The sequence below is a fragment of the Thermococcus eurythermalis genome, assembly GCF_000769655.1.
Lineage (GTDB): Archaea > Methanobacteriota_B > Thermococci > Thermococcales > Thermococcaceae > Thermococcus > Thermococcus eurythermalis.
Map to the genome: position 1 here is coordinate 2,079,953 of NZ_CP008887.1, position 23,249 is coordinate 2,103,201.

Here is a 23,249-nt window from a genome sequence, read left to right on the forward strand (position 1 = left end):
AAGACCCCGGTTGTAATATGAGCGGGGCTTCAGATGCGCTGGAGTGAGATTCCGAGGGAAGCCAGGGCATACATGCTCTACCACACGCTCATCGCTCCCGGCCTGATAGTCTGGACACTTCTACCGCGCCTACGAGCAGGTAATCTATCCGAGGGACAAATACGAAGAGATTTTCGCCTGGCACCTCCGTCTGCCCGAGATATCGAGACTGATTACTTTTCCGATTATGGGCTACCTCCTCAGCTACGTCTATCCCGGGCCGGAGAGCTACCGCTGGGCGTTCATATTCTTCGGCCTCTTCTCGGCCGTCACGGTGGCCTACATATGGTTCTTCCTGCCCTCGGTCGGCAGGGAGGAGCGCATCAGTCAGAAGGGCTTCACGTTCAAGGCCGGTGAGTTCAAGCTCCTCCTTGCCTTTGAGGCGTTGCTGACGCTCGCCTGGTCCTTAGCTCCTGAAATCGTGCTGATTAACTACGTCATCTTCGTGCTTCATAAGACAGTCTTCGAGGTGACGCTGATAGCCTGCGCCACCAGCATTGCCTCGATAATAGGAACCTACGCCAGCGAGAGGGTTCCAAAAGAGAAAGGATTCCAGGCCATCGGCCTCGGCATGTTCATCAACGCCTTCTATGCTCTGGTCATGGCGCTCTCCCCGCCTTTCTGGGTGGCGCTGGCTGTTTATGCTCTCGGTGACTTCGGGAGCACGCTCTGGTTCCCCTTCTACCGCTCCTGGATGTTCAAGTTAATCCCGAAAGAGAAGGCCAGCGAGTTCCACGCGGTGATATCGAGCTACCGGAAGCTCCTCGGCGTATTTACGCCAGCCATAGCCGGAGCTTTAGCAAGCATTCACGCGACGTTGCCTTATGGTGCAAGTCTGGTGCTGTTTTTGATTGCCGGGGCGATGTTCTGGGTGCTGGCGAGGAAAGATATTTATCAGAAAAGGATGAAGTAAGAGTGTGATGAAGATGAGTGAAATCATTGTGTCAAAGAGGGATCTCCTAATCTATGAGAAGCTGAGGATAATTTCGGAGCTTGCCCCCATACGAGAGAGAATCAGGGCATTTGAGAGAAAGTACGGGATGACACTGAGAGAGTTTGAGGAGAAACTCAAGGATTCAGAAGAGTCCTTTGTAGCCTGGGACGACTACATCGAGTGGAAGGCTTACGTCAGAAAATTTGAGGAGCTTAAAAAGAGGCTCAAGGAGATTGAACATGCTGAGAGAGTTAGAATTGCTTGATGGTAGCCCGGTGGTCAAAAGCTACGAAATCCTTGACTACAAGGAGGGGGAGAGTTTTTATTTTCTGAAAATCAAGGCGGTTCTGGTAGATGGGAGCGTTCTTCATATCAGGGAATTCGTGTCAGAGGAGGAGTACAACTACTCCTTCCAATGGCAGAGAAACGGGAACCTGATAATCAGATGGGACAACGCATCGCATCACAGGGGCATCGAAACGTTTCCACATCACAAGCACGTTGGCTCCAAGGACAACGTACAGCCTTCAAAAGAAATCTCTCTTGAAGACATCCTGGGAATTATTGAGGAGAAAATTAAACCCTCGTCCTCAGCCTCCAGCCATCTATGTTGAAACCGCCCATCTTCTCAAGGACATGAGTTATCAAAGCCTCGGCGTTCTCGGTTCCGAGTTCCCGTGAGCAAAGCCGCCTCAACGACCTCGTTTTCTTCCCAGGGCTTGAGGAACTTTCCGAGGGCGACTTCCCAGGGACGCACCACAAATCACCCCTCGTAGAGCATCGCGTAGACCTCCTCAAGGCTCGGCTCCTTTCTCTTGACCTCCTCAACCTTCAGGCCCGCCCTCACAAGGAGGGCGTTTATCTCCGATGGCTCGGCGTTCTTCAGGGCTATGTAACCCCTCACGACCTCCGGGGAATAGCCCTTCTCCCGGAGAACCGCGATGGCCCTCTCAACATCGGCCACATTCACGAGGACGGCCTCTTCCGTTGGTGCGCTCCTCCGGAATTCCTCAAGGTTTCCGGAGAAGAGAGCCCGTCCCTCGTGGATTACCGTCACGGTGTCGCAGACCTCATCGACGTCGCTGAGGATGTGCGTCGAGAAAACGATGGAGGCGTCATTCTTCCTCGCATACTCTTTCAGGAACCGCTTGAACTTAAGCCTCCACTCCGGGTCGAGGCCCCTCGTGGGCTCGTCGAGGATTAAGACTTCTGGGCTTCCGAGAAAGGCCCTCGCCATTGCTACCCTCCTCTGCGTCCCACTGGAGAGCGAGGAAACCTTTTTGTCTGTGTATTCTTCGAGCTCAAAAAACTCAAGGAGCTCCCTCAGCCCCCTCTCGTCATAAACTCCCTTCAGCAGGGCGTAGCGCCTGAGGTTGTCTCGCACTGAGAGATTGGGGTAGAGGAGGTCGTACTCGGGCAGGTAACCAATCCTCCCCCTTATTTCAGGGTTCTTGAGAGGATCAACGCCGAGGACTTCCACCCTACCGGAGTCCGGGACGAGAAGACCGAGAATCAGCCGAAAGGTCGTTGTCTTGCCTGCCCCGTTGTGGCCCAGGTATGCGTGGATCTCACCCGGCTTTACGGTTAAGCTTATCCCGCGGAGGACTTCCTTCCCGGCTATGCTCTTCCTTACGTTTTCGAGGACAATCATGCAATCACCTCAGACGAGCACCATTTTCTCGGCGAGTCTTTCTCCGAGGGGGTGAATAATCAAGTAGGAGACTGCAAGTGCGCCCATGGACATCAGGAGCGATAACACAAGTGCAATCTCCAATGAGAAGCCAACTCCAAAGTATTTGGGAATGCACGCGGGCCCAAAGTATGCCGTGAAGAAAATTATGAGCTTTGCCACGTCGAGGTACTTTGACTGAAAGAGGAGTGTTATCAGGATTATGAGGAACGTGAAGCTGAAGAGCGCCGGGACTGAGATTAGAATCCCGATGGACACCGTTGTTAATGATATTGGAGTGCCCACGTGGAGGGCTATGAACCATCCCGCGACACTTCCAACTGCAATTCCCGCGATTCCAATAATGAAGCTCGCGAGGGCTCTCATGGAGATAAACTTAACCGGATCGAATGGAAGGCTGAGGAGCACCTCGTGGATTCCAAGGAGCTTCTCTTTGGCAACCGAACCACCCAGGAAAAGGGAAATCAGGACGGCAATGGAGAAGCTCGACGTTCCGACGATTGCATCGCTCGGAAGGGGGGTCCAGCTCGCGAACATGTAAACAACCGCTACCACAGAGGGAATCCCGATGAGGTAGAATCCGAACTGCTTCGCTGTGTATTTAATCTCCTCAGGAAGTTGAGTCCATGTTAATCCCATTTTTCCACCCCCAGGGCTTTTCCCGTATTGGACAGGAGCCCAAATGGGGTTCTTTCCATCCCCGCCTTTTCTCAAAGACTATCATGGAACCACCTCACATCAGCACCATTCTCTCTACGAGGCCGTCACCCAGAGACCTCACGATTAAGATAGAAATAATAGAAATCCCCGCCGAAAGGATTAGAGACATGACCAGAGCGAGCTTCAAAGACAGAACGTTTTCGAAGTATCGCGGGACGTATAGGGGAACGATGAACGCCACAAAACCCACTGCAACCTTCACGGCGTTGAACCACGCGGACTGGAAGAGAAGCGTTGTTAGAATCACGAAGAAAGTGAAGGTGAAGAGCAGGGGCCTCGAAATCAGCAGTCCGGAGAGCATGATGGTCAACGGAACGTGGACTCCGCTGTGCCAAGCAAGGAGCAGTCCGACGAAGCTTCCCAAGAGAACTCCAATAACTTCAATGACGAATCCGGCAAGCGTTTTGAGAATAAAGAGGCGCGTGGGAGGGAACGGAAGCGAGAGGAGGAGTTCGTGAATGCCCAGGAGCTTCTCCCGGAAAACTGCCCCGCTGAAGAAGAGCGGGAACATTATGGCGAGTGAAATGCTGGATAGGCCGACGATTGTCCCGCTCGAAACGGGAAACCAGCCGGACAACCAGTAGATTGTCGCCGTTACCCAGGGGATGGAAATCAGGTTAAGCCCAATGTGCTTCGCGGTGTACTTTACTTCTTCGCGGAGCTGGGTGAAGGTTAGCTTCATTTCTTTGCCTCCGAATATTAAGTTAAGTGCTCACCATTCTAAAAACCCATATGTAAATGAGGCCAAGGAGAGCAAACACAGGTATCATAAGGGCAAAACTTCCGACGAGTCCAGAAAAATTCACCAATCTGCCAATTAGAGCGTAGAACAAGGCGCCAACCAAAGCGGAGGCGCTCATCCTCGTCGAGATTATTGTACTGCGGTACTCGTTTGGAATGACATCATTGATTAAGAGAGTGTAACCGGTGAAGTAAATCGCCTCTCCGAGGGAGTATAGAGCCAGTGCCAAGACACCTATAATTTTGGCGTGCATTCCAGCGAACAGCAGATAGGAGAGGAACATCAATGAAAGAGAAACCCTAAACAGCGGAGCGTGGGATTCCTTCTTACCCTTCCCAACCCACAAAATCAGAAATCCTGCCAATATGCCCATCACGGATTTCAGGGAGTAGAGCAAGCCAAGAGTTTCCACTTTGAGGTTAAGAACGTTGGTAAAGTATAGTTGCCACACGTATATGAAGTGTAAGTGAGGGAATGTAAAGAGCATATCCGCGATAAAAAGGTAGCGCAGAATGTGAGTGTGGATAATGAAGGAAATACCCTCCCCAACTATTGACAGGATACTCTTCCCCTTATCTCCGTAGTTTTCGTTAAGAAGGAGAACCGCAAGAAGGGCCCCGAGAAAGTTCAGGACGGCCGCGGCGTAGAAAACACTCCTCATCCCTGTGAGAGCAACGATTGTGGCAGTGATAATACCTATCAGGAGTGAATTCGCACTGTTTATCGACCTCAACAAACCGTAGGCCTTCTTGGCCTCATTCCTTTCCAAACCCCGGGTTTTGACCTCTGTGAAGTACCAAGCCTGAAGGGTCCCCGAGATGAAGGAAGAACCAAGAGCGGCAAGGGCATAGGCTGGAGCACATACGAAGAAGTTACGGAAAGCACCTATGAGTGCCATGCTGAGGCCGTAAAGGAGCAGACCGATGGCGAGGGTTTTCCTTCTTCCGTACCTGTCGGCAATTCCGCCTGTAAAAACGTCGGTTGCAAACATGACGAGAAGATAGAGCGAATACAGGTAGCCAACCTGTGAATAGCTCAGACCAAGGGCATCCTTGAAGTAAACTGTGAGAACAGGCGTTATGATGTTTCTGCTGTAAAAGATAACAACGCTAACCAGAATCATTTTCATAGAGATTGAGTTCAGCGATTTGGAAAGATGGGGAGGAAAGGGAATAGAAACACCCCCTCACTCTTCAAGCAAGTGGTATGAGTATTCTGGAAGCTCTAGTGGAAACCTGCCCGATACAAAGGGACATTTAGTTAAATCCCTCCTATTTAAGGCGTCTTCCCAGATACGTTTTAGAGGCTCTTGTCTAAGATCTCCGAGGAAAATATCCCTAACACCACTACACTGGATTACCTTTCCATCATATCTAATTCTCAAGTCCATAGTTCCAGTAGGGCAGTTATCATAATTAAATTCTGGTGTTAGAGCAGGAGCATATATGGAGATAAACGGACGATAGTCCACGGATACATCCAACTCTCTATTTGCTTTATCCACGATTTCAAAAAACTGAACTAACATTTTTGGGGTCAAAAGTGCAGGTTTATTATTAATGGCCCCTTTCCCAATTGGAAGGTAATGAAGTAGGGTTACGTGCGAAACACCCAATGAATCCAGAAGAACTAAATGATCCCATAGATTTTGAATATTGATTGTACTAACAACAGATTTGATATGCACTTCAATATTCTCACTCCTCAATAGCCTGATGTTCTCAACAATTTGATTAAATATTCTTTTAGCAATACTCAAATCGTCTAAGTTCATGTATTTCGCATAATCCATTGGATTACCATGTAAACTTACTACCACGGGCATCGGAGGCATTAGTTTCAATGCAGCTAACTGTTGCTTTATCAAGTAACCGTTAGTTATTACAGTAGAGTACATATCATATTCTCGGATTTCTCTAATTATACTATAAAACTCCTTTCTAAGAAGGGGCTCACCACCAAGCAAAACAAAGTAAAATACCTCCATGTCGCTAGCCTGCTTTATTATATTGCACATCTCGTCAAATGAGAGGTCCTTTCCCACATTTTTGTCACCATATACATAGCAGAAATTGCAAGAGAAGTTACAATTTTTAGTTATCTCCCACACCAAACGTATTGGAGATTTAGGGCGAGGTATAATAGAGCTGATTTTTGGATCCCCTATTTTTGGATAGTTCTTGGAGGAAAAGGTTTTGTTTGGATTTATACTAACCACGTACTTTCCATACTCTCCAAGTGCCAATTTAATTGCATTAAGAAAGGAATCCAGTTCCCAGTTAGAAATCCCTTTATACTCCAATGTGTTCACAAGAGCACTATAATCTAAGTTACCATACGTAATGAGATGCTCCTTTATATAGCCAGCTATTTCCAACCCCTTGTCTGTAACAACAACGGGAGCTTTTAGTTTGGGCAGGAACAGTAAACCCCCATTATTTTCTTTTCTTAATAATAACCCATCAAGATATTTGATAAATTCTTCATTTGGCATAGAAAAAATGGAAGAAAGTTTCATATAAATCCCCCTCTCAACTTTTTTCAATATGAATCTGTGGGAGCTGGAGAAATGTTCCAGCATCCTCATTGTAGTGCCCACATGCCCCAACTTTTGCAACTTTTTCCAGGACTCCCACCACATATGTAGATTCATTTACTTCGGGCTCCATAACATCACCTCCAAAGTTATGTTCAACAATATAAAACTGCAGGTAAACTTAAAAATTTTTTTAAAAGCAACAATTATCAACTAAAGGTTTAAAATCAAAGAGAAAAAGGTATGAAAAAGAAAGTTACTAGAAGCGTCTAAAACTCCGGAATCCTTATCGGCGCCTGGAGCTCCTTCTCGTTCTTCTCAAGGTTGGTTGCGAGCATCTTTATCCTTTCGCAACCCTTGATTTCCCGTATGAACTCGGCCACGCTCTTTGGAACGAGGTCTTCCCACGGCTCGCCGTTGACCATTCTCCTCCTTATCTCGGTCGCCGAGAGGATGTCCTTCCTGAACATCGGCTGGACGATGACCTCGTAGCCCTTCTCGCGGAAAAGCTGAGCGACCAGAGAGTTCCCGGTAAAGACGACGTCAAACCTCGGCACCATGCTGACCACGTAGGTGGCCCAGATGGCGTTGAAGTTTATGTCCGGGAGGGGAATCAAATAGTAGCGCTTCTTGGGGAACTCCGCCTCGTCAAGGGCCCTTATGAGCATCTCCATTCTCTCGCTCGTCGTGAAGGGGTTCTTGAGCGTGTGGCTTGCCTGGGCGCTTCCGATTCCTATGATGACCTCATCAACCTGCGAAAAGACGAATTCAAGCGCCTTCAGATGCCCGTTATGGACAGGCTGGAAACGGCCAACGAAGAGACCGCGTTTGACCATTGTTAATCACCTCGTTCAATCCTTTTGAATGGTTCGTTCAGTTTCAGCGAACGAATCACCAGTTATGGCCTCCACTTTCTCAGAACGGGCAGGATACAAAAAGTCCTCGTCAAGGGTTACGAGTGTCACTCCATAAAACTTCGCCGTTGAAAGGATTAGGGCATCGTTGGGAAGCATGCCGTAGTTCAGAATAAATTCAAACGCCCTCTCCTCTATCTCTTCCGTGAGGGGAAGCTCGGAAAAATTGTCCTTGAGATAGAGATAAACTTTCTCAAGCTTATCCCTGTGTTTTTCAATTTCCTTGGGATTGCCCCTAAGTGTTAGGTAACTCTTTCCAGTAACGAGCTTCAGAAAAACGAACAGGACTTCACTGAAGATTATGGGGTTTATAAACTTCGGATCGCTTTCGAGCGACTGGATCAATCGCTTTGCCGTTGGGTTGCCCTTTAAAGCCTCAATAATAACGGAGGAATCAACCAAAGAGCTCCTCATAGGCCTCCAACCTCAGCTCCTTAGCGCTCTTCTCACTCTTGACGATGCCAAAAACATCGTCCAGGGTAACCCTTGGCTTCTCTCTCCTCCCCTTCAGTGTCTTAATTATTGCCATGACCTCCCTCTCAAACAGCTTTTCCATACCGTCGGGAACTCGAACACGGAGGGTTATTTCTCCCATTTTCCCACCCGCTAAAAGTTCGTTCCGTCTCTTCAAAACACTTTCTAAACCAGCTTCACCCTGACAACATCCCCGACCTTCAGGCCGAGTTTCTCGCCCGCGTTCCCCTGGTTCACGGCAATCTCAAGGTAGTCGTGGCTTCCGGGCAGGGCCAAAAGCTCGCCGGACCCCACCTGGCCGTAGGTGTTGAGGTAAGGGATTTTAAGCCCGAAATCAGGCAGTTCAACGGCTTTCGGCCTTTCGTAGTCCTCAAGGTTGAGTATGACGTTGCCGAAGTCGTCTATGTAGATTACTTTGAGCGACCAGAGGTCGCCTTCTCTCCTCGGCTCGATGTCAAGCTTAACGAGGGAGTCGAGCGGGACTTCATTGGCAAACTCTTCGGGGGGAACCCCTTTGTCAATGAGCGCTCCGGCCGGCCCAAAAACGTCCCTGCCGTGGAAGGTAGAGCTTATTCTCCAGCCAGTGAAGCGCTTTATCCGCTCAAGGTCTATCTCCCAGGCACGCTTTGCGTTTAGGTGCTTAAGCGGGAGCGTTGCCAGACCGTTGTCCGGAACGACGAGCCACTGGTCGCCCTCGATCACAACCGCCCTCCTCTCGGTGCCGACGCCGGGGTCTATGACTCCGACGTGAACCGTCCCCTGGGGGGAGTACTTAACCACCTGCTCCATAACGAAGGAGCCCTCGATTACAGAGTGCCTCGTAACCGCGTGGGTCACGTCAACGAGCCTCGCGTCCGGGTTAATCCTTAGCATCGCCACCTTCATCTCGCCGACGTAGGGGCCCCTCAGGCCGAAGTCCGTCGTCAGCGTTATCATCGCCACCACCTAAAGCTTATTAACGGTCCAGGCTTTAAAGGGTTTGGAGATGAACGTGAGGAGAGTGGGGGTCTTTCTGGCAATTGCACTCATCGTGCTCGCATCTGGCTGTCTCGTGAAGCCGCCCGCCAAGGTCACATTCTCCATTGATAAGACCAACGTGCCACCGGGAGGGACGTTCCACATAATCGTGACCATCAACAACACCGGAAAGGTCGGCCTTGTCGGGGCAACGCTGATACTCGGCAACGACAACTTCTACATCGTCCAGGAGCCTAGGTTCCCACCCGTCCTGAAGGTCGGGGAAGCCGTCCAGCTCGTGTGGATAGTCCGCGCACCCCCTAAGCCTGGGGTGTACCCCCTTCAGGTATCCCTTGAGCTGAAAGACGAACTCAAAAGAACCTGGACTGGCTTTTACGGCCAGTTCAAGATCGCCGTTTCCAAAGAAGAAAACGTCCCTGTCAAGCTCAAGATAGACGTCAGTGCACCCGAATTCGTCAGGGGCGGAGAGAACATACCCGTGAACATCACGGTGACCAACGAACACGACCAGAGCATCGAGCTTCTCAAGGTAAGCTTCGCGCCCCTGCCGGGCATGAAGATGCTCAGCGCCCCAACTCCCCCGGCACTCATTCCGCCGAGGGAAAGCGTAACCCTCAGCTACACCTTCAAGGCACCCTATGCCTACCGCGAGGGCTTCGTCTCGGTTCTCATTCAGTACCGCATCGGGACTGCGGAAAAGAGCATGGCAAAGAGCTTCAGGGTTCACGTCATCTGGAAGCCGTGGGAAGCGACGCTCGACCAGCTAATGGAGGCCTACGGGGAGGAGTACTCATGGACTTCCAGCGGACACATCGTTGACAGGTACTGGGAAGAGAAGTACAACTCGACTTCCATATTCAACGCGACGGCGTTTAGACCCGCTACCCTCTCGATAGTGGGAGACGCGAGCTCGGAATACCATGCGGCCCTTGAGCTCTATAAATGGATTAGAACCACCTACAACTTCACGGGGACAACGAGAACGCTCAACCCGAAGGAGCTCCTCAGGCAGGATTCAATAAGCCCGCACGAAGCTCAGGTTCTGATAACCGCGATGCTCAGGTCAATAAACGTCCCAGCGAGAGTCGTGAGCATGTACGACGGCACCGACTGCACCTCCCGCCCAATCACGGAGTTCTACACCAGCGACGGCTGGTACGTGGTCGACTTCCGCCACGGATTTATCGGAACCCTGGACGAATACCTTGCCAGCCCCTACTTCCCAAGGGTTTACCAGCTCGCGACTAGGGAAGGGCAACGCCTCGTGGCGCTTAAGTACGAGGAGGGTTCCCACGGACACGTTGACATTACCAGCCAGTTCACGGCCGACCTTGAGGAGAGGCTCACGAAGGTAATAACAGACCGAGTTCGGCCCTCCCTCCGCTCCAAGTTTGACCGCATCCTGAACGGCCTCAATGGGCAGGAGAGGATTTACGCGCTCTTCCTCTTCGCAGCGGCACCGAACGATGCCAGCCTGAACTACGTACTAACGGAATGGGAGGTAGACAAAATCCAGAAAAACATAAAAGCCCTCTACGAGTTCTACCATGACCTGCCCTGGCGCGAGGACTTCACGTACTACTGGAAAATCTTCATCGGTGAGGTGCCATGATAGTAGTGCTAAGACTCGGCCACAGGCCAGAGAGGGATAAGAGGATTACCACTCACGTGGCCCTGACGGCGAGGGCCTTTGGGGCTGACAAAATAATCATAGCGGCGGAAGAGGACGAGCACGTAAGGGAGAGCGTTGAGGACGTCGTTAAGAGGTGGGGAGGCCCCTTCGAGATAGAGTTCGACCCGGGCTGGAAGAAAATCCTGAAGGAGTGGCGCGAGAAAGGCGTAATCGTCCACCTCACGATGTACGGAATCCACGTTGACGACGCGATGCCGAAGCTGAAGGAAGAGCTGAAGGCCGGAAAGGACATCCTCGTCGTGGTCGGCGCCGAGAAGGTTCCGAGAGACGTTTATGAGCTGGCCCACTACAACGTGGCAGTTGGCAACCAGCCCCACAGCGAGGTGGCGGCGCTGGCGGTTTTCCTCGACAGGCTCCTCGACGGTGAGGGCCTCAGGAAGGAGTTCGAGGGGGCGAAGCTCAAAATCATTCCGCAGGAGAGGGGGAAGAAGGTCGTCCAGCTTGAGTAAAGAGGCGGTGGAGATGGTTCTCAACAAGTACCGCGAGAACGTCAGGGGCTATCTTGAGGCAATAGTTAAACCCCTCGCAAAGGCCGGGCTCACGCCGAACACCGTGACGGTTCTCGGCCTCATTCTCAGCCTGCTCTCGGCCTATCTCTATTCCCTCCGCGAGCCGAGACTGGCCGCTTTGGTTCTCCTCATAGGCTCCCTCGTTGACGCCCTTGACGGCACTCTTGCGAGGCTCACTGGAAAGACGAGCCGCTTCGGTGCCTTCCTTGACTCGACGTTCGACAGGATAAGCGACGGGGCTGTGCTGTTCGGGATAGCCCTGGGAAGCCTCGTGGACTGGCGCGTGGCGTTTTTGACCCTCATTGGGAGCTATCTCGTGAGCTACGAGCGCTGCAGGGCCGAGTTAGCTGGCTCAGGAAAGCTCGCCGTCGGCATAGCCGAGAGGGCAGAGAGGCTGATAATACTGATGGCCTTCTCGTTCATTGGGGTTGAATACGCAAAGTACGGCGTCTACCTCGTGGGAATACTCGCCTGGATAACGGTCTTCCAGAGGTTTTACGCCGCATACCAGAGGCTTAAGTGAAGAAGTGGAAAAGGGGAATGACGAGAATTTCGCTATCTGAGGTTCCGATGAAGAGCCCTGCCGTTACCGACCCCGTTTCTCCATCATTTTTACCTCGTGAAAGCCTCGCCCTTTAGGGTGGGGATGCAGAGATTCTAAAATTCGGCATTCGAATAGAAACCTTTTTGAACTCTTGCAATGTAATAAGACCCTGAAAAGGCCATCAAAGAACAACCCGATGAGATGAGGGGTTTTCACTGTGTCCTCCCTACGGTGGGAGGAAGACGCCGTTAGGCGTCTCTTCAAAAACCGCCTTCGAGCGGTTGAAAACTCTGAACGGTGGCCTCTAAACCATAACCCCAAACCGCTCTGCGCGGTAGGGGTAACGGGCCGAAGACCCGGCCCGCGGGCTGAACCGAAAGTGGCAACACGAGTAGGTAATGAACCCGCAAACCTCCCCATCAATGGCGAGAGGTTAAACAGTTGGAACCCTCGCCGTGAACGGCAGGGAGGAGGTCAGATTAGGCCCTTCACGATTTCAATGACGTCACCCAGCTTTGAAACGACGAAGTCGCAGTTGCTCCAGAGCTCCCTCTTCTCGGCCTTCGGGTCAAGAAGGACGCTCACCATACCAACGTTTTTTGCCCCGACGCAGTCCTTGGCAGGGTTGTCTCCAACGTACAAAGCCTCGCCCGCCTCGACCCCGGCCTTTTCAAGGGCCAGCTGGAACGGCCTGGGGTGGGGCTTGTAGTAGCCGGCCTCCTCACTCGTGGTTATCGAGTCAAAGAGGTCATAGATGCCGAGAGCCTTCAGGTGGGCCTCTATGTAGTCGTTGTCGGAGTCGGTTATGATTCCCACGTGAAGGCCGAGGTCTTTGAGGGCCTTTAGGGTCTCAACGGCATCGGGAAAGAGCTCCCCGTACTTCTCATGCATCGCGATGCTTATCTCCCAGAAGTCCTCGGGAACTTCAAAGCCGTAGCGCCCGGCAACCCTGCGCATGGCATCGGTATCAACGTCCCTGATTTTGACGTAGGGCTTGCCGGCGAGCTCTTTGAAGAGGGCGGAGCTCTCTTTCTCGTACTCCTCCCAGACCTTCAGGTAGTCGAGGTCTTCCCGGCCTGCCCTCCTGAGGACTTCCTTCACAATGTTCTGGTGGGTGACGTTTTCACCCTTTTTCGTTATCAGCGTCCCGACAAAGTCGAAGAAGACGGCCTTCACGGTCACCACCGTTAATTCCTTTGAAGCCAGCCGTTAAAACGGTTCCCGCCGGAGAGACGAACCGTCTGCGAAAATTTTTCGAATAGTTGGAAATTTGACGGAAGAAGTTGAGAAAGGCTTTTATCGCAGGATTGCACTCTTCTTGATGGGGTGGGAAGTATCGAGGCAATACTCCTTGTCTGGGGCGTCAGGGACGAGGTTCTTGAAAAGCTCCCCGTCAGCGGGCAGTGGCTCTACGGGGAGTATGACTTCATAGCCAAGGTGGACTTTACCAGCGAGAAGGAGCTTGAGGAGTTTGAAAGGGCTCTCAGGCACCTTATTAGGAGAAACACCTTCAAGCTCATGCCCATTAAACTCTCAGCCATCAAAAGAGATGTCGAGGGAAAGGAAACGATAACACTCTTAGAGAGCGTTAAAGCTTCGGCCCCATGATTCCCTTCTTTTTCAGTTCCTCGTAGGCCCTTCTCAGTGCGTCCCTTATCAGGTAGCGCTTGTTCAGTCCGCCGAGCCGATAGGCGGCCTTCCTGAGACTACCAGTCTTGAGGAACAGTTCTATGAGCTTTCTGTCCTCCTTAGGCAAATCGAGGTACTTCAGGGCCTTCTCCGCTATCTCCACCGGCAGGTTGCCCTCGTAGGCGTAGTCCGAGCTCATCACCGGTTTGTCGAACTTCTCCACGAGACGGAAGACCACGACGTGGGCCTTTGAGTCGTCGTTGACGTACTTGTAGTGCTCCCTCAACGCCCTTATAAGCTCCTCCCTGCTCGAAAAGCCGTCGAGGAAGGCGTCTTCATCGGTGAGCTCCTTCACGGTCTTGGTCTCGACCTTCTCTACTACCGCCTTCCCCAGGGCGTAGCCGCCGGCGTGTATCAGCACGACGTCCCCTTCCTTCAGGCTCGGCCTTCTGCCCAGCCTTACGGTGGCCCTCTTCTTACCCTTCAGTATAGCGTCCGCGTAACGCCCGTCGAATTCGAGGTGCTTCATCTCCCCTCACCGACGAGCTTGAACTTTATGGCTATGACCCCGTAGCGGTTCTCCTTCCACTTGGGGTAGAGGTTGTGGAACCTCTTAACGGCCCTCTCAAAGCTCGGCTCGTCAGGGAAGATTTTCTTTATCGGCTCCTCGCGGAGCACCTGCCTAAAAGTCTCGTAGCGCTTGACTCCAGTAACCACCGCGGGAATTGAATCGTTGAAGATTATCTTGTCCCCGGGCTGAATTTTCCTGAGCTGAGGGTATGCCACACGAACCTCTATCCGCTTTTCCCCCGACTTTATGAAGTCGAGGTACTCGTCTCGAACGAACAGTCTGTAAACCTTCATTTTCGCTCCCGGAGAAAATTCGGGGAAACTTTTAAAGGCTTTGGGACGTAACCCTATTGGGAGTGAACCATGAGAAGGGCCCAGACTGCACTGGAATACCTGTTCATGCTCGCGGCGGTTCTCGTGCTCGTTTCGATAGCGGCAAAGGTAGTCCTGGACTCGGTTAAGAACCTCAACAGGGACATTACCACATACATCAAGGACGTCAGAAAGGAAATCCTTGAAAACCTGTGAGGTGAAAGCATGGAGCTGATTCCGCTTCTAGCAGGGCTAGCTATGGGTTTGGTGACCTCTTATACAGACCTGAAGACGGGCTTTATCTTTGACAACCACGTCTCAGTCATATTGATGCTCATCGGAAAGCTCCTTGGGTGGGAAGAAGACGACGAAGAAGTGCCCTTGCCGGACTGGGTCGTCAAGCTACCAATTCCCGCCGTTGAGATTGGAATCATCTACTACCTCTACAGGGGGCTCAGCGAGGGCAACATTCCGGTCGCGCTCTCAGGCATAATATCCCTGTTCGTGGGCCTGGCCCTGGGTCTGCTCCTGTTCTACATAGGGGCCTGGGCGAGCGGTGACGCGCTCATTCTGGCCGGTTTCTCGGCGCTCCTGCCGTACCCTCCTGACACTGCCAAAGTCACTGCACCATACTACACCAGCTACCCCCTCTACGCTGTGGCAATCCTCCTCAACGGGCTCATCGCCGTGTTCCCCTTCATTTTCATCTACGCACTGGGCGTTATACTCGTGAAAAGGAGCTTCTCAGAGCTCAGAGAGATATTCGTCTCAGGCGCGGGCACCACTCTGAGGGCCTCCCTCTGGATTATGGGGGCCCTGGGAATCAGGACGATACTAATGGTCGGGCTCGGCCTTCAGATTAACCCAGTCCTCAGCTGGCTCCTCACGATAGCACTCATAACCGTCTTCGGAAAGCTCGGAAGAGCGGGAGACATTGCTGGCGCCCTCGTTTTGGTGTACCTCATTTACCTCTCGCCCGAAAGCGCCCTCGTGGCATTCCTGAGGCTCCTCGCGTTCCTCTACGCCTTCAAGGTGTTCATTGCCCTCGTCAAGTTCATAAGGAGGAACGTCCTCATCGAGGAGGTTCCGGTCGAGGAGCTCAGGGAGTGGGACATACTGGGAGAAACCATCTTCGAGAAGGACGGGGAAATCGGACGCGACAGGACAGACCCCTTCGAGAGGCTCAAGGTCGCGCTCCTGAGGGTGGACATTTCAATCCTCAATCCGAGCTATGAAAAGGTCATCGCCTCACCGAGCGCCGAGGGACTGACGAGGGAGCAAATTGAAGAGCTTAAGAGGCTCGTGGAGGAAGGAAAGCTGGAGAACAAGTTCCTGAGGAAGAAAGCGATGCCCTTCGCGCCGGCGATATTCCTCGGCTTCCTGATAAGCTACTTCATCGGCGACCTGTTCTGGTGGCTTGAGCTCAAGCTCATGGGCCTCTAAAGTTTTAAGGCCTTTTTCCAATTTTCCACCGGCCCGGCGCCCGCCCTCCCTGGGGAATCGTGAACCGGGGGTTCCGGCCGGGCCGACAGGGGGATGACGAGCTTTTGCTTTGCCGAGCGGTGAGGAGCACGCCCTTCACCGACCCCCTATCAGTCCTTCAATTATTTCCCGCACTTCCCTCAGGCTCTCAACGACGTGGTCGCCCTCAACGCCCTCGTGCGGGTTTATCGCTATCGCCACGTCCGCCTCGCGGAACATGCTGAGGTCGTTGAAGCCGTCGCCGACCGCTATCGTCAGTTCAGGTTTGAGCTCCTCCTTGAGCCTTCTGAGTATCGCGCCCTTCCCCTCAAAGTCTACCCTTGGGATGACGCCGGCGACCCTGCCGTTCTCGAATATTAGCTCGTTTGCGTAGACGTAGTCTGCCTTAAGTTCTCTCGCCACTCTGCCGGCGAGGCACATCAGCCCGCTCGAAAGGAGGACTACCTTAAAGCCGTTTTCGCGCAGGAACTCCACGAGCTCGAAGGCGTAGTCGTTGTACTCCACCGAATCGGCCCACTCAAGGATTTCTCCCTTTTTTCGCCCAATCCAGAGTGAAGCATCGAGCTCAGCCCACTCGGCGTAGTCAATCTTTCCTGCAAAGAAGAGCTCCGCGTACTCCTTTCCCTTCTCCCACGTGCCGAACTTCTTGTGGAGCTCGACCCAGCTTGAGCGCGCCTTTACAAGGGTTCCCTCGACGTCAAAAGCTATGAGCCTGACCATCTTACCACCTGAAAAGAGGCAGAAAGGAAGCTTAAAAGCCTACTCCCTCCAGCCGTGTTCCCCGATGAGGGGCACGAAGGCAACGCCCCCGTGGTTCTTTACCTTAATCGAACCGTCTTCGAGCTTGATAACCTCAAGAAGGTCCTGCCACAGGTGGTAGCTCCCAACGGGAATTATGAGCTTTCCACCGGGCTTGAGCTGTTCCACAAGGGGCCTCGGTATGTCAGGGGCTCCAGCGGTCACGATTATCCTGTCGTATGGGGCCTTCGGGGAGAAGCCCATGCTCCCGTCGCCGGGAATCACGTGGACGTTCTTAACCCCGGCGCACTCAAGGTTTCTCCTCGCGAACTCGACCAGCTCGGGAATCCTCTCGATGGTGTAGACGTCGGTCTTCACGAGCTCAGATATAAGGGCGGCGTTCCAGCCGCTACCCGTGCCAACTTCGAGGACGTTCATTCCAGGCTTTAAGTCGGCGAGTTCGAGCATTATCGCGACCATGTGGGGGGCACTTATGGTCTGCCCCGCCGGAATAGGTAGCGGCTCGTCTAAGTGGGCGTATTTCCGGTATTTCCCCTCAACGAAGAGGTAGCGCGGGTACTTGAGAAAGGCCCGCTTAACGGCCTCGCTCTTTATAATGCCCTCGCGGACAAGGTTCTCAACAGTTCTCCCCCACAGCTCATCGAGGTTCATAGGAACCCCCGTTTAGTCTTTGGAAAAAGGGAATAAAAGGCTCACGACTTTCTGGCCAGATACCAGGCTATCGCTATGATTACACCAGCACCGAGCGCAAACCCAACACCAAACCAGAGCGCCTTTGCAGTAAGGGGCGTGTACGGAACGCTGGAGGTCGTGGTTATAATCACATTCTTTGCTTCCGTCTTGGTCTCCGTGACCGTAACAGTAACGGTAGAGTTCACACCGCCGGTGGAAGTGGAGGTCACCGTTTCGGTCCCATTTTGCTCCCCCTCCGTTTCCTCAAAGACAGATATGGACACACTCGTCTCGTTGACAACACCCGGAAGCGAGACCACCGCCACCCGGAGGGGCTTTTCTCCGGGTGTGTAGGGCACAACCACGAAGCTCAGGGTGGTCTCGTTGCCCGGAGAAAGGTGGAGGGGAAGCACTACACTGCTCCCGCTGGCAAAAATATTGTCTGACGCGGCAACGGCAACGCCCTGTGGGACGGCAAGCGTCAGGTTCGCAGGGAGCGCCGCGTCACCCTCATTTCTGACCACAACGGTCAGGTTTACGGGCCTGTAGAGAGAGGCGTTTTCGGGGGCAGAGGCCATGAGGTAGTACCTGACCCTTGTTGGCCTCACGTTAAGGGTAAGTTCGTTCGAGGAAAATCTAAGGAGGGTATATCCCCCACACGCAAGCTCGTAGGGGGCCGTTGCTACTACTTTGACCCTTCCCGCCGAAACTTTGCCCGGCCTTGTGGGCAGGACTACGACTTTAAACTCCCTCTTCTCTCCAGGCCTAAGGGACTTCAAGAAGAACTCCGTGCCAGAGAGCACCTTGACGTCGCCAGGAACGAACTCTATCGTAAGGTTGGAGAGGGCAACGTTGCCAGTGTTCTCGACCTCAACGGTTAGGGCCGTGGGGAGGTACTGCCTCGCGTCCCCGTCCTTGAGGGTGACGAGGACATTGGCGACTTTGTTTACTGATGGGAGCTCATCGGGGTCTATGAAGCTCGCAAACCAGGCCTTCCCGCTGGAGTCCACGGAGAGAGGAACAACGGTCAAACCGTCGTGGTAGAGGAGCGTCGAAACGTTGGAGACCACGAGAGACGCGGTAGTTATGACAACCTGACACGGCTTAAGGAGAGAGACACCGAGCCTGTTGCCGAAGCTGTACTCATAGCGGAAGAGGTAGGGCCCAAGGGCCTTTGTTTGACCTGGAGCCAGGGAAAAGACCTCGTCCGGAACAATCGCCAAGTCCATAGAGACGCCCAAGAAGTTGACGTCAACCTTGGTGTAGTTAACTCCTATGAGGTCATCGACCTTAACAAGGAACGGCCCGATTACCTTCTCCCCTCCAACGGGCACTTCGTAAGTTGAATCGTTATACGAGAAGAAAACGGTCTCAATGAACCCTTTGGAGGTGTTTTCAACCCTTGCCTCAACAAAAGTAACCGTCTCGCCCACAAAGGAGACACTGTCGTTGAGCTTCAGGTAGCCGGAGTAAACGGGGAGAAAGCCGGATACGTTGGCCACGAGGTTTTTGAACCTGAACGAAGACTTAGATGAGAGCTTGAAGGTCTTGTCCTCGTTATTGTAACCGACCCTCAGCACAAGACCGGACTTTCCAACGGAGAGCACATCTATCTCATAGGGCCCAACCGTGACGTTCTCGCCCTGCAGGACATACGGAAAACTTGAAGAGAGGAACACCAGCGACCTAGGCCCAAAGAACACCTTCTCAAACGTCAGGTTCAGCCCGCCGAGGGAAAGCGTACTCCCCAGCGGGACACTCTCCATCCTGCTCCCATAAGGGGTGGAAACGTCAAGAAGAAGCGAACCATCTGCCTGCGAGACGTCCTTAATCTTCACGGAGTAGTTGCCCACATTAATCGTGGAAGAGAGCCCTACGTAGCCTGTAAACGTTGATGCTTCAGCGAGCGGAAGAAGCAGAATGAATAAAATCAAGACCAACCGTTTCATGGTACCACCCCCGCAAGAGTCAGGAGATATGCAACTATCTCAGCACTCCCCCCACCGAGACCCATCATCTTTTCCATGAGGGTCTGGCCGAGGTACATTCCAACCGCGAATATCCAAGCGAGTATGACAAAGTACCTCGCAGAGCCAAGGATGTGCCCGCCGTCGGCGAGCTTGATTACGACACTTGACAGGAGGGAGTGGAGAACCATCATGGTGAGCATCATGTACATAAGGAACGTTATGCCCGAAGGAGGGATTACATGGATAATGTCACCGATGTACTGGTTGGCGAGTTCCATGTTCATCTGGGAAAAGAGCTGGCTTATCGAGACGGCCACTTGGAAAGACGCCGCGAGGGCGAATGCAAATGCCCCAGTCAGACCGTAGATTATTCCTATAAAGCTCGCTACGCTCTGCTGCCTCTTCCTCCTGAGGCGGACGAGCCTCTCAAAGTTTCTGCTGATGACAATGCCAACATAATCAGGCTCCGCACCCATTCTGAGGCTCTCCCTGAATATCTCCGAGAATATGCCAATAAGCCAGCTCCCGGTTCCAGTGATAAAGAAGTCCCACGCCCTGTCCCTGTCAACGCGAACCGCAAGCCTCCTGTAGAGTGCCTGGATGTCCTCCGTGAGCGAACCGAAGTCATGGGCGCTCAGGTACTTTAGAACCAGTACAAGAGAAGCACCGCTGGCCGCGAGGGAAGAGCTCAGGCTTCTAATGAAGGCGGGGAAGTTTTCGTCTTTTCGGAATATGGACTTCTCCTCTTTATCTACCACGTGGCCGAGGTAGTATAGGGGAGTCAGTGTTAGGGCCAGAGCGAAGGGTGCCGGGAGGGCAAAACGCGGACGTATCAGAACCAAGTAAACGAGAGCAGTGATAACAACACCCATGGCAGAGTATATCGCCGCCCTCTTTATCTTCTCCCTGCGCGGGTCATATACCCCCCTGCTTTCGGCCCATATCGGGTCTTCGGGCATCCTGAACTTGATGACAAGTAGTATTCCAACCTCAGCGGCAAGGATTAAGGCAACGGCATAAAGGCCCATCTTGCCTATGTCCATGCCCGTGATTATAGGGCCTATAATGACGAAAGACGCTATGAACACGACCGATATGATAATTGACTCGTAAATTTCTTTGAAGATATCAAGGTCGTAAAGGGCACCCTCGTAGAAGGTCTGATAGTCATCCATAACGGTCTGCTGCTCCTGGAAGAGGTACTCCTTTAAGTCAACACCACTGTCAAGGGAGTACGCCAGCCTGTCGAGAAAATCGGAGAACATCTGACTTGGAGTCCTCCTCGCGAGGAAGCGGAACGCTTCGGGCATCGAAAGGTGGAGCCTATTGACAATCGTGTGGACTTTCTTCAGCTCGCTCGCTATCGCACCGAGCTTGGGGTCCTGGGAAAGCACCTTGATTAAGTCCGAACGACCCATCTCGCTCGTAGAGAGAACGGCAAAGTATGTAATAAAAAAGGGCATTCTGGAGTTTATTGAAATCTTCTTCGAATCAGCCACCACGTATGGGTAAACAGCAGCGTAGATAAGTAGTATAACAGGGATTAGGAACATCAACACTCTCAAGGCATCTGGAATAGGCAAAAGTCTTGACAGGACACCTATCGCAATGAAGAGAACCGCTGAAAGTCCCAGGTAAGGCAGGAGTATTTTCCTGATGTAAGTCTCCATGTTTAGGTCGGCCTTGGTGAAAATGTTGATGTTGTCGCTGGCCATCGGCACCACCTCAGACCCTGAAGCTTAAGCCTTCGAGACCCTTGAGGTAGAAGGCCTTAATCTCCTTGTAGACGTCCCAGTAGTTCGTTATGCCCAGCTCGACCATCCTCTGCAGAATCCTCGCGCGCAGGAAGAGCTCGTTGTAGATATCCTTCGGGTCTTCGTAACCGGCAATCTCGGCTATCTTCCTTTCGAGGATGTACGAGTTGTTGAAACCTCTAAAGATGTGCTTGTCCGCCACCGGATCCCACTCGAAGACGTTCCTCGTCGCGACACCGCCAAGCTCCTCGTAGTAGCCCTCAATCTCGACGACGCTGACGGTCCTCCTCAGGAACTTACCCTTGATGTAAACCGCCTGCTGGAAGACCGCTATGTTGAGGTTGTCAATGAAGGTTATGGGGACGTTTATGGGGTGGCCGGTGAAACGCTGTATCATCTTCTTAATGTCACCCGCGTGGAAGGTGCTCATGACGGGGTGGCCAGTCTGCATTGCTTGGAACGCGATGGCACCCTCGGCACCACGAATCTCACCGACGATGATGTAGTTCGGCCTCGAACGGAGGGCCGCCTTCAGCAGGTCAAACAGCGTGACCCTGCTCTCCTCCGGGCCGCGCTCACGGGTTATAAGGCGCTGCCACACTGGGTGCGGAACCTGAACCTCAGGGGTGTCCTCGGCAGTGTATATCTTTGAGTTCGGCTTGATGAACGGGATGATTGCGTTAAGGAGGGTGGTTTTACCGGACGCAGTCTCACCACAGACGAAGACACTCATACCGTACTCAAGGGCTATCCAGAGGTAAGCGGCGACCTCTGCACTCAGCGTGCCCCAAGCTATCAGCTGGGTAATGCTTATCGGAGTAGCCGAGAACTTACGGATTGTGGCACTCGGTCCCTTGATGGAGATGTCCGGTGAGTAGATGATGTTTATACGGGAGCCGTCCGGAAGTGCACCGTCAACTATCGGGTTCCTGTCGCTGACGGGCCTTCCAATACGCTCCGCAATGTTCTTGAAGTAGTCGGCGAGCTTGACGTCGTCACCGAACGTTATGTTGGTCTGCATCATCTCGAATATCTTGTGGACGAGGGACACGTTGTTCGCACCGATGATGTGGATATCCTCAATGTACGGATCCCTGGCTATGGGCTCCAGCGGCCCGATACCGATGATGTCCCTCTTTATGAGGTAGCGGAACTTCTCCATCTCATCTTTGGTCACTAAAAACCTCTGACCCCTCCCCATCAAACCGCCTTTGCCGGACTTGACTAAGCTGAGAACGGCCTCATCAAAGAGGGCATCGAGGAACCTTTCGAATTCTTCCTGGTCTTCAGGGATGTCCCTCGTCGGGGCCAGCTCAAGGATTTTGTCCCTGATCTTATTGTACTTCTCCTCTTCCTCTTTGCTCTCAATTCTGGGCTCAATTACGATGTAGCGCTTCTCGGCGGTGGCGGGGTCGCCATAGATGTGGATAAATATAGGGTCTCCTACGGGATAGATTATATTGGGATAGGGTATGTCCTTCATGTCCCTGCTGAGCTGGGCGTGGAACTCAGGCACCTTACCGTACTTCTTCCTAAACTGGTCGATGTACTTGCGCAGGTGGGGGTTCCTCGCCATTGCCTCTTCAAGGGTATCACTGAAGACCTGGGCCATGTCACACCACCGCCGCTATTTCTACTATCAGGCCAACCTTCGGCTCCACACGGAAGGGTATAATCTTCTGGAAAATTCCCTTAGCGTTGTTGTACTTGACTATCGTCGCCGAGTTTTTCAAGTCCCCACCGAAGACCTTGACGCTCAGCCTTATGAGCATGGTGGCGGCCTCTTCGAGGATAAACAGGGAGTCCCTATCAATCTCCTCGGTGTTTGCGGTGAGTATAATCACTTTATCAAGGGAGGCCATCTTCTTCACGTAGAGGAGGAAGTCCCTAACTGCAGAGGGATCCTGCTCCCTCGAAAGGAGCGATGAGAATGAGTCGATTATCATAACGTCGGGCTCCCAGAGACGGGGTTCGCCAAAAAGCCTGCTGAGGAACTTTCTCTTTTCACTCACTCCCGTAAGCAGGGGATAAAGGGACACGAATATGAGCTTCTTCCTGATTAGAAAAGGGATTACACTATAGCCCAGGGACTCCATCTGCTTTATGTACTCAACCGTCGTGTACTGGCTGGAGATGTAGCTGGCGGTGTAGCCGTTCATGAGAAACCCGTAGAGAAGCCTCTGGACAAAGATAGACTTACCACTACCCCTATCCCCCTCGACTAGCATTATAGTCCCTGCGGGGATTCCCCCGCCAAGGCGCCGGTGGAGCTCATCGCCCTTGAGATCTATCTTGAGCAGTTCCTCGACCAACGTAATCACCCGCTGG

28 protein-coding genes and 1 pseudogene are annotated in these 23,249 nt (G+C 52.6%); 9 read left to right on the plus strand and 20 right to left on the minus strand.

Features of this window, described 5'->3' with window-relative positions:
• Positions 1 to 33 precede the first annotated feature (33 nt).
• The 3 genes and pseudogenes from TEU_RS11185 (at position 34) to TEU_RS11195 (ending at position 1,587) form a co-directional block, all read left to right on the plus strand.
• A pseudogene (locus tag TEU_RS11185) lies at positions 34 to 952 on the plus strand (MFS transporter).
• A 7-nt stretch (positions 953 to 959) separates the two neighbouring features.
• The gene (locus TEU_RS11190; RefSeq protein WP_227738727.1) at positions 960 to 1,238 is read left to right on the plus strand and encodes a hypothetical protein; all 279 of its coding nucleotides are present in this window, start codon (positions 960 to 962) and stop codon (positions 1,236 to 1,238) included.
• Positions 1,213 to 1,587, plus strand: a complete 375-nt coding sequence (locus TEU_RS11195) for a toxin-antitoxin system TumE family protein (RefSeq protein ID WP_050003857.1) — start codon at positions 1,213 to 1,215, stop codon at positions 1,585 to 1,587. Before TEU_RS11190 ends, TEU_RS11195 begins: the two co-directional genes overlap by 26 nt.
• Positions 1,588 to 1,601: 14 nt before the next feature.
• Here the strand turns inward: TEU_RS11195 and TEU_RS12015 are convergent, their stop codons facing one another.
• From TEU_RS12015 to TEU_RS11240, 11 genes are all read right to left on the minus strand, one after another.
• The gene (locus TEU_RS12015) at positions 1,602 to 1,733 is read right to left on the minus strand and encodes a hypothetical protein (protein ID WP_265100827.1); all 132 of its coding nucleotides are present in this window, start codon (positions 1,731 to 1,733) and stop codon (positions 1,602 to 1,604) included.
• A gap of 3 nt (positions 1,734 to 1,736) precedes the next feature.
• Positions 1,737 to 2,624 carry an ABC transporter ATP-binding protein gene (locus tag TEU_RS11200; RefSeq protein WP_227738728.1) on the minus strand — a complete coding sequence of 296 codons (888 nt, stop codon included), beginning with the start codon at positions 2,622 to 2,624 and terminating at the stop codon, positions 1,737 to 1,739.
• A gap of 9 nt (positions 2,625 to 2,633) precedes the next feature.
• On the minus strand, positions 2,634 to 3,302 hold the full coding sequence (locus TEU_RS11205; protein WP_050003858.1) for a hypothetical protein: 669 nt from the start codon (positions 3,300 to 3,302) through the stop codon (positions 2,634 to 2,636).
• Between the two features lie 94 nt (positions 3,303 to 3,396).
• Complete coding sequence (locus TEU_RS11210) at positions 3,397 to 4,065, minus strand: hypothetical protein (RefSeq protein ID WP_050003859.1); 669 nt, start codon at positions 4,063 to 4,065, stop codon at positions 3,397 to 3,399.
• A 22-nt stretch (positions 4,066 to 4,087) separates the two neighbouring features.
• Positions 4,088 to 5,248 carry an MFS transporter gene (locus tag TEU_RS11215; RefSeq protein WP_158506648.1) on the minus strand — a complete coding sequence of 387 codons (1,161 nt, stop codon included), beginning with the start codon at positions 5,246 to 5,248 and terminating at the stop codon, positions 4,088 to 4,090.
• 63 nt (positions 5,249 to 5,311) lie between these two features.
• Entirely contained in the window at positions 5,312 to 6,712 is a 1,401-nt protein-coding gene (locus TEU_RS11220; RefSeq protein WP_158506649.1) for a radical SAM protein, read from the minus strand.
• Positions 6,657 to 6,794: a hypothetical protein gene (locus tag TEU_RS11755; RefSeq protein ID WP_158506650.1), complete on the minus strand. Its 138-nt coding sequence runs from the start codon at positions 6,792 to 6,794 to the stop codon at positions 6,657 to 6,659. The genes TEU_RS11220 and TEU_RS11755 overlap by 56 nt, the downstream gene beginning before the upstream one ends.
• 136 nt (positions 6,795 to 6,930) lie before the next feature.
• A complete protein-coding gene (locus TEU_RS11225) occupies positions 6,931 to 7,497 on the minus strand; it encodes a nicotinamide-nucleotide adenylyltransferase (protein ID WP_050003862.1) in 567 nt (188 codons plus the stop codon).
• A 15-nt stretch (positions 7,498 to 7,512) separates the two neighbouring features.
• Positions 7,513 to 7,920 (minus strand): type II toxin-antitoxin system VapC family toxin, encoded by a 408-nt coding sequence (locus TEU_RS11230; protein ID WP_265100828.1) that lies wholly within the window; start codon positions 7,918 to 7,920, stop codon positions 7,513 to 7,515.
• A 49-nt stretch (positions 7,921 to 7,969) separates the two neighbouring features.
• Positions 7,970 to 8,170, minus strand: coding sequence for a hypothetical protein (locus TEU_RS11235; protein WP_050003864.1), 201 nt, complete (start codon positions 8,168 to 8,170; stop codon positions 7,970 to 7,972).
• Positions 8,171 to 8,214: 44 nt separating this feature from the next.
• A complete protein-coding gene (locus TEU_RS11240) occupies positions 8,215 to 8,985 on the minus strand; it encodes an SAM hydrolase/SAM-dependent halogenase family protein (RefSeq protein ID WP_050003865.1) in 771 nt (256 codons plus the stop codon).
• A gap of 49 nt (positions 8,986 to 9,034) precedes the next feature.
• On the opposite strand from TEU_RS11240, the gene TEU_RS11245 reads away from it, so the two are divergent.
• The 3 genes from TEU_RS11245 to pgsA are packed head-to-tail and all read left to right on the plus strand — an operon-like array spanning position 9,035 to position 11,752.
• Complete coding sequence (locus tag TEU_RS11245; RefSeq protein WP_050003866.1) at positions 9,035 to 10,639, plus strand: transglutaminase domain-containing protein; 1,605 nt, start codon at positions 9,035 to 9,037, stop codon at positions 10,637 to 10,639.
• Positions 10,636 to 11,169, plus strand: a complete 534-nt coding sequence (locus TEU_RS11250; RefSeq protein WP_050003867.1) for a tRNA (cytidine(56)-2'-O)-methyltransferase — start codon at positions 10,636 to 10,638, stop codon at positions 11,167 to 11,169. Before TEU_RS11245 ends, TEU_RS11250 begins: the two co-directional genes overlap by 4 nt.
• A gap of 13 nt (positions 11,170 to 11,182) precedes the next feature.
• Positions 11,183 to 11,752, plus strand: coding sequence for an archaetidylinositol phosphate synthase (pgsA, locus tag TEU_RS11255; protein ID WP_050003868.1), 570 nt, complete (start codon positions 11,183 to 11,185; stop codon positions 11,750 to 11,752).
• 495 nt (positions 11,753 to 12,247) lie between these two features.
• Here pgsA and TEU_RS11260 read toward each other — a convergent pair whose 3' ends face one another.
• The gene (locus TEU_RS11260; RefSeq protein WP_050003869.1) at positions 12,248 to 12,949 is read right to left on the minus strand and encodes a TIGR02253 family HAD-type hydrolase; all 702 of its coding nucleotides are present in this window, start codon (positions 12,947 to 12,949) and stop codon (positions 12,248 to 12,250) included.
• 150 nt (positions 12,950 to 13,099) lie between these two features.
• On the opposite strand from TEU_RS11260, the gene TEU_RS11265 reads away from it, so the two are divergent.
• Positions 13,100 to 13,381 carry a hypothetical protein gene (locus TEU_RS11265; protein ID WP_144244863.1) on the plus strand — a complete coding sequence of 94 codons (282 nt, stop codon included), beginning with the start codon at positions 13,100 to 13,102 and terminating at the stop codon, positions 13,379 to 13,381.
• Here the strand turns inward: TEU_RS11265 and TEU_RS11270 are convergent.
• Both TEU_RS11270 and TEU_RS11275 read right to left on the minus strand, forming a co-directional pair.
• Positions 13,362 to 13,931 (minus strand): ASCH domain-containing protein, encoded by a 570-nt coding sequence (locus TEU_RS11270; protein ID WP_050003870.1) that lies wholly within the window; start codon positions 13,929 to 13,931, stop codon positions 13,362 to 13,364. The two genes, TEU_RS11265 and TEU_RS11270, sit on opposite strands and share 20 nt — an antisense overlap.
• Complete coding sequence (locus tag TEU_RS11275; protein WP_050003871.1) at positions 13,928 to 14,266, minus strand: ASCH domain-containing protein; 339 nt, start codon at positions 14,264 to 14,266, stop codon at positions 13,928 to 13,930. The genes TEU_RS11270 and TEU_RS11275 overlap by 4 nt, the downstream gene beginning before the upstream one ends.
• Positions 14,267 to 14,335: 69 nt before the next feature.
• On the opposite strand from TEU_RS11275, the gene TEU_RS11575 reads away from it, so the two are divergent.
• Positions 14,336 to 14,500 carry a class III signal peptide-containing protein gene (locus tag TEU_RS11575; protein WP_081947251.1) on the plus strand — a complete coding sequence of 55 codons (165 nt, stop codon included), beginning with the start codon at positions 14,336 to 14,338 and terminating at the stop codon, positions 14,498 to 14,500.
• A gap of 9 nt (positions 14,501 to 14,509) precedes the next feature.
• A complete protein-coding gene (locus TEU_RS11280) occupies positions 14,510 to 15,727 on the plus strand; it encodes an A24 family peptidase C-terminal domain-containing protein (protein WP_050003872.1) in 1,218 nt (405 codons plus the stop codon).
• Between the two features lie 135 nt (positions 15,728 to 15,862).
• Here the strand turns inward: TEU_RS11280 and TEU_RS11285 are convergent, their stop codons facing one another.
• The 6 genes from TEU_RS11285 to TEU_RS11310 are packed head-to-tail and all read right to left on the minus strand — an operon-like array spanning position 15,863 to position 23,233.
• Positions 15,863 to 16,486, minus strand: coding sequence for an HAD-IB family phosphatase (locus tag TEU_RS11285; protein WP_050003873.1), 624 nt, complete (start codon positions 16,484 to 16,486; stop codon positions 15,863 to 15,865).
• A gap of 39 nt (positions 16,487 to 16,525) precedes the next feature.
• Positions 16,526 to 17,176: a protein-L-isoaspartate(D-aspartate) O-methyltransferase gene (locus tag TEU_RS11290; protein ID WP_050003874.1), complete on the minus strand. Its 651-nt coding sequence runs from the start codon at positions 17,174 to 17,176 to the stop codon at positions 16,526 to 16,528.
• Between the two features lie 41 nt (positions 17,177 to 17,217).
• Positions 17,218 to 19,146 (minus strand): COG1361 family protein, encoded by a 1,929-nt coding sequence (locus TEU_RS11295; RefSeq protein WP_050003875.1) that lies wholly within the window; start codon positions 19,144 to 19,146, stop codon positions 17,218 to 17,220.
• Entirely contained in the window at positions 19,143 to 20,882 is a 1,740-nt protein-coding gene (flaJ, locus tag TEU_RS11300) for an archaellar assembly protein FlaJ (protein WP_050003876.1), read from the minus strand. The genes TEU_RS11295 and flaJ overlap by 4 nt, the downstream gene beginning before the upstream one ends.
• A gap of 10 nt (positions 20,883 to 20,892) precedes the next feature.
• The gene (locus TEU_RS11305; RefSeq protein ID WP_050003877.1) at positions 20,893 to 22,533 is read right to left on the minus strand and encodes a type II/IV secretion system ATPase subunit; all 1,641 of its coding nucleotides are present in this window, start codon (positions 22,531 to 22,533) and stop codon (positions 20,893 to 20,895) included.
• 1 nt (position 22,534) lies between these two features.
• Positions 22,535 to 23,233 carry an ATPase domain-containing protein gene (locus TEU_RS11310; protein ID WP_050003878.1) on the minus strand — a complete coding sequence of 233 codons (699 nt, stop codon included), beginning with the start codon at positions 23,231 to 23,233 and terminating at the stop codon, positions 22,535 to 22,537.
• Between the last annotated feature and the right edge of the window lie 16 nt (positions 23,234 to 23,249).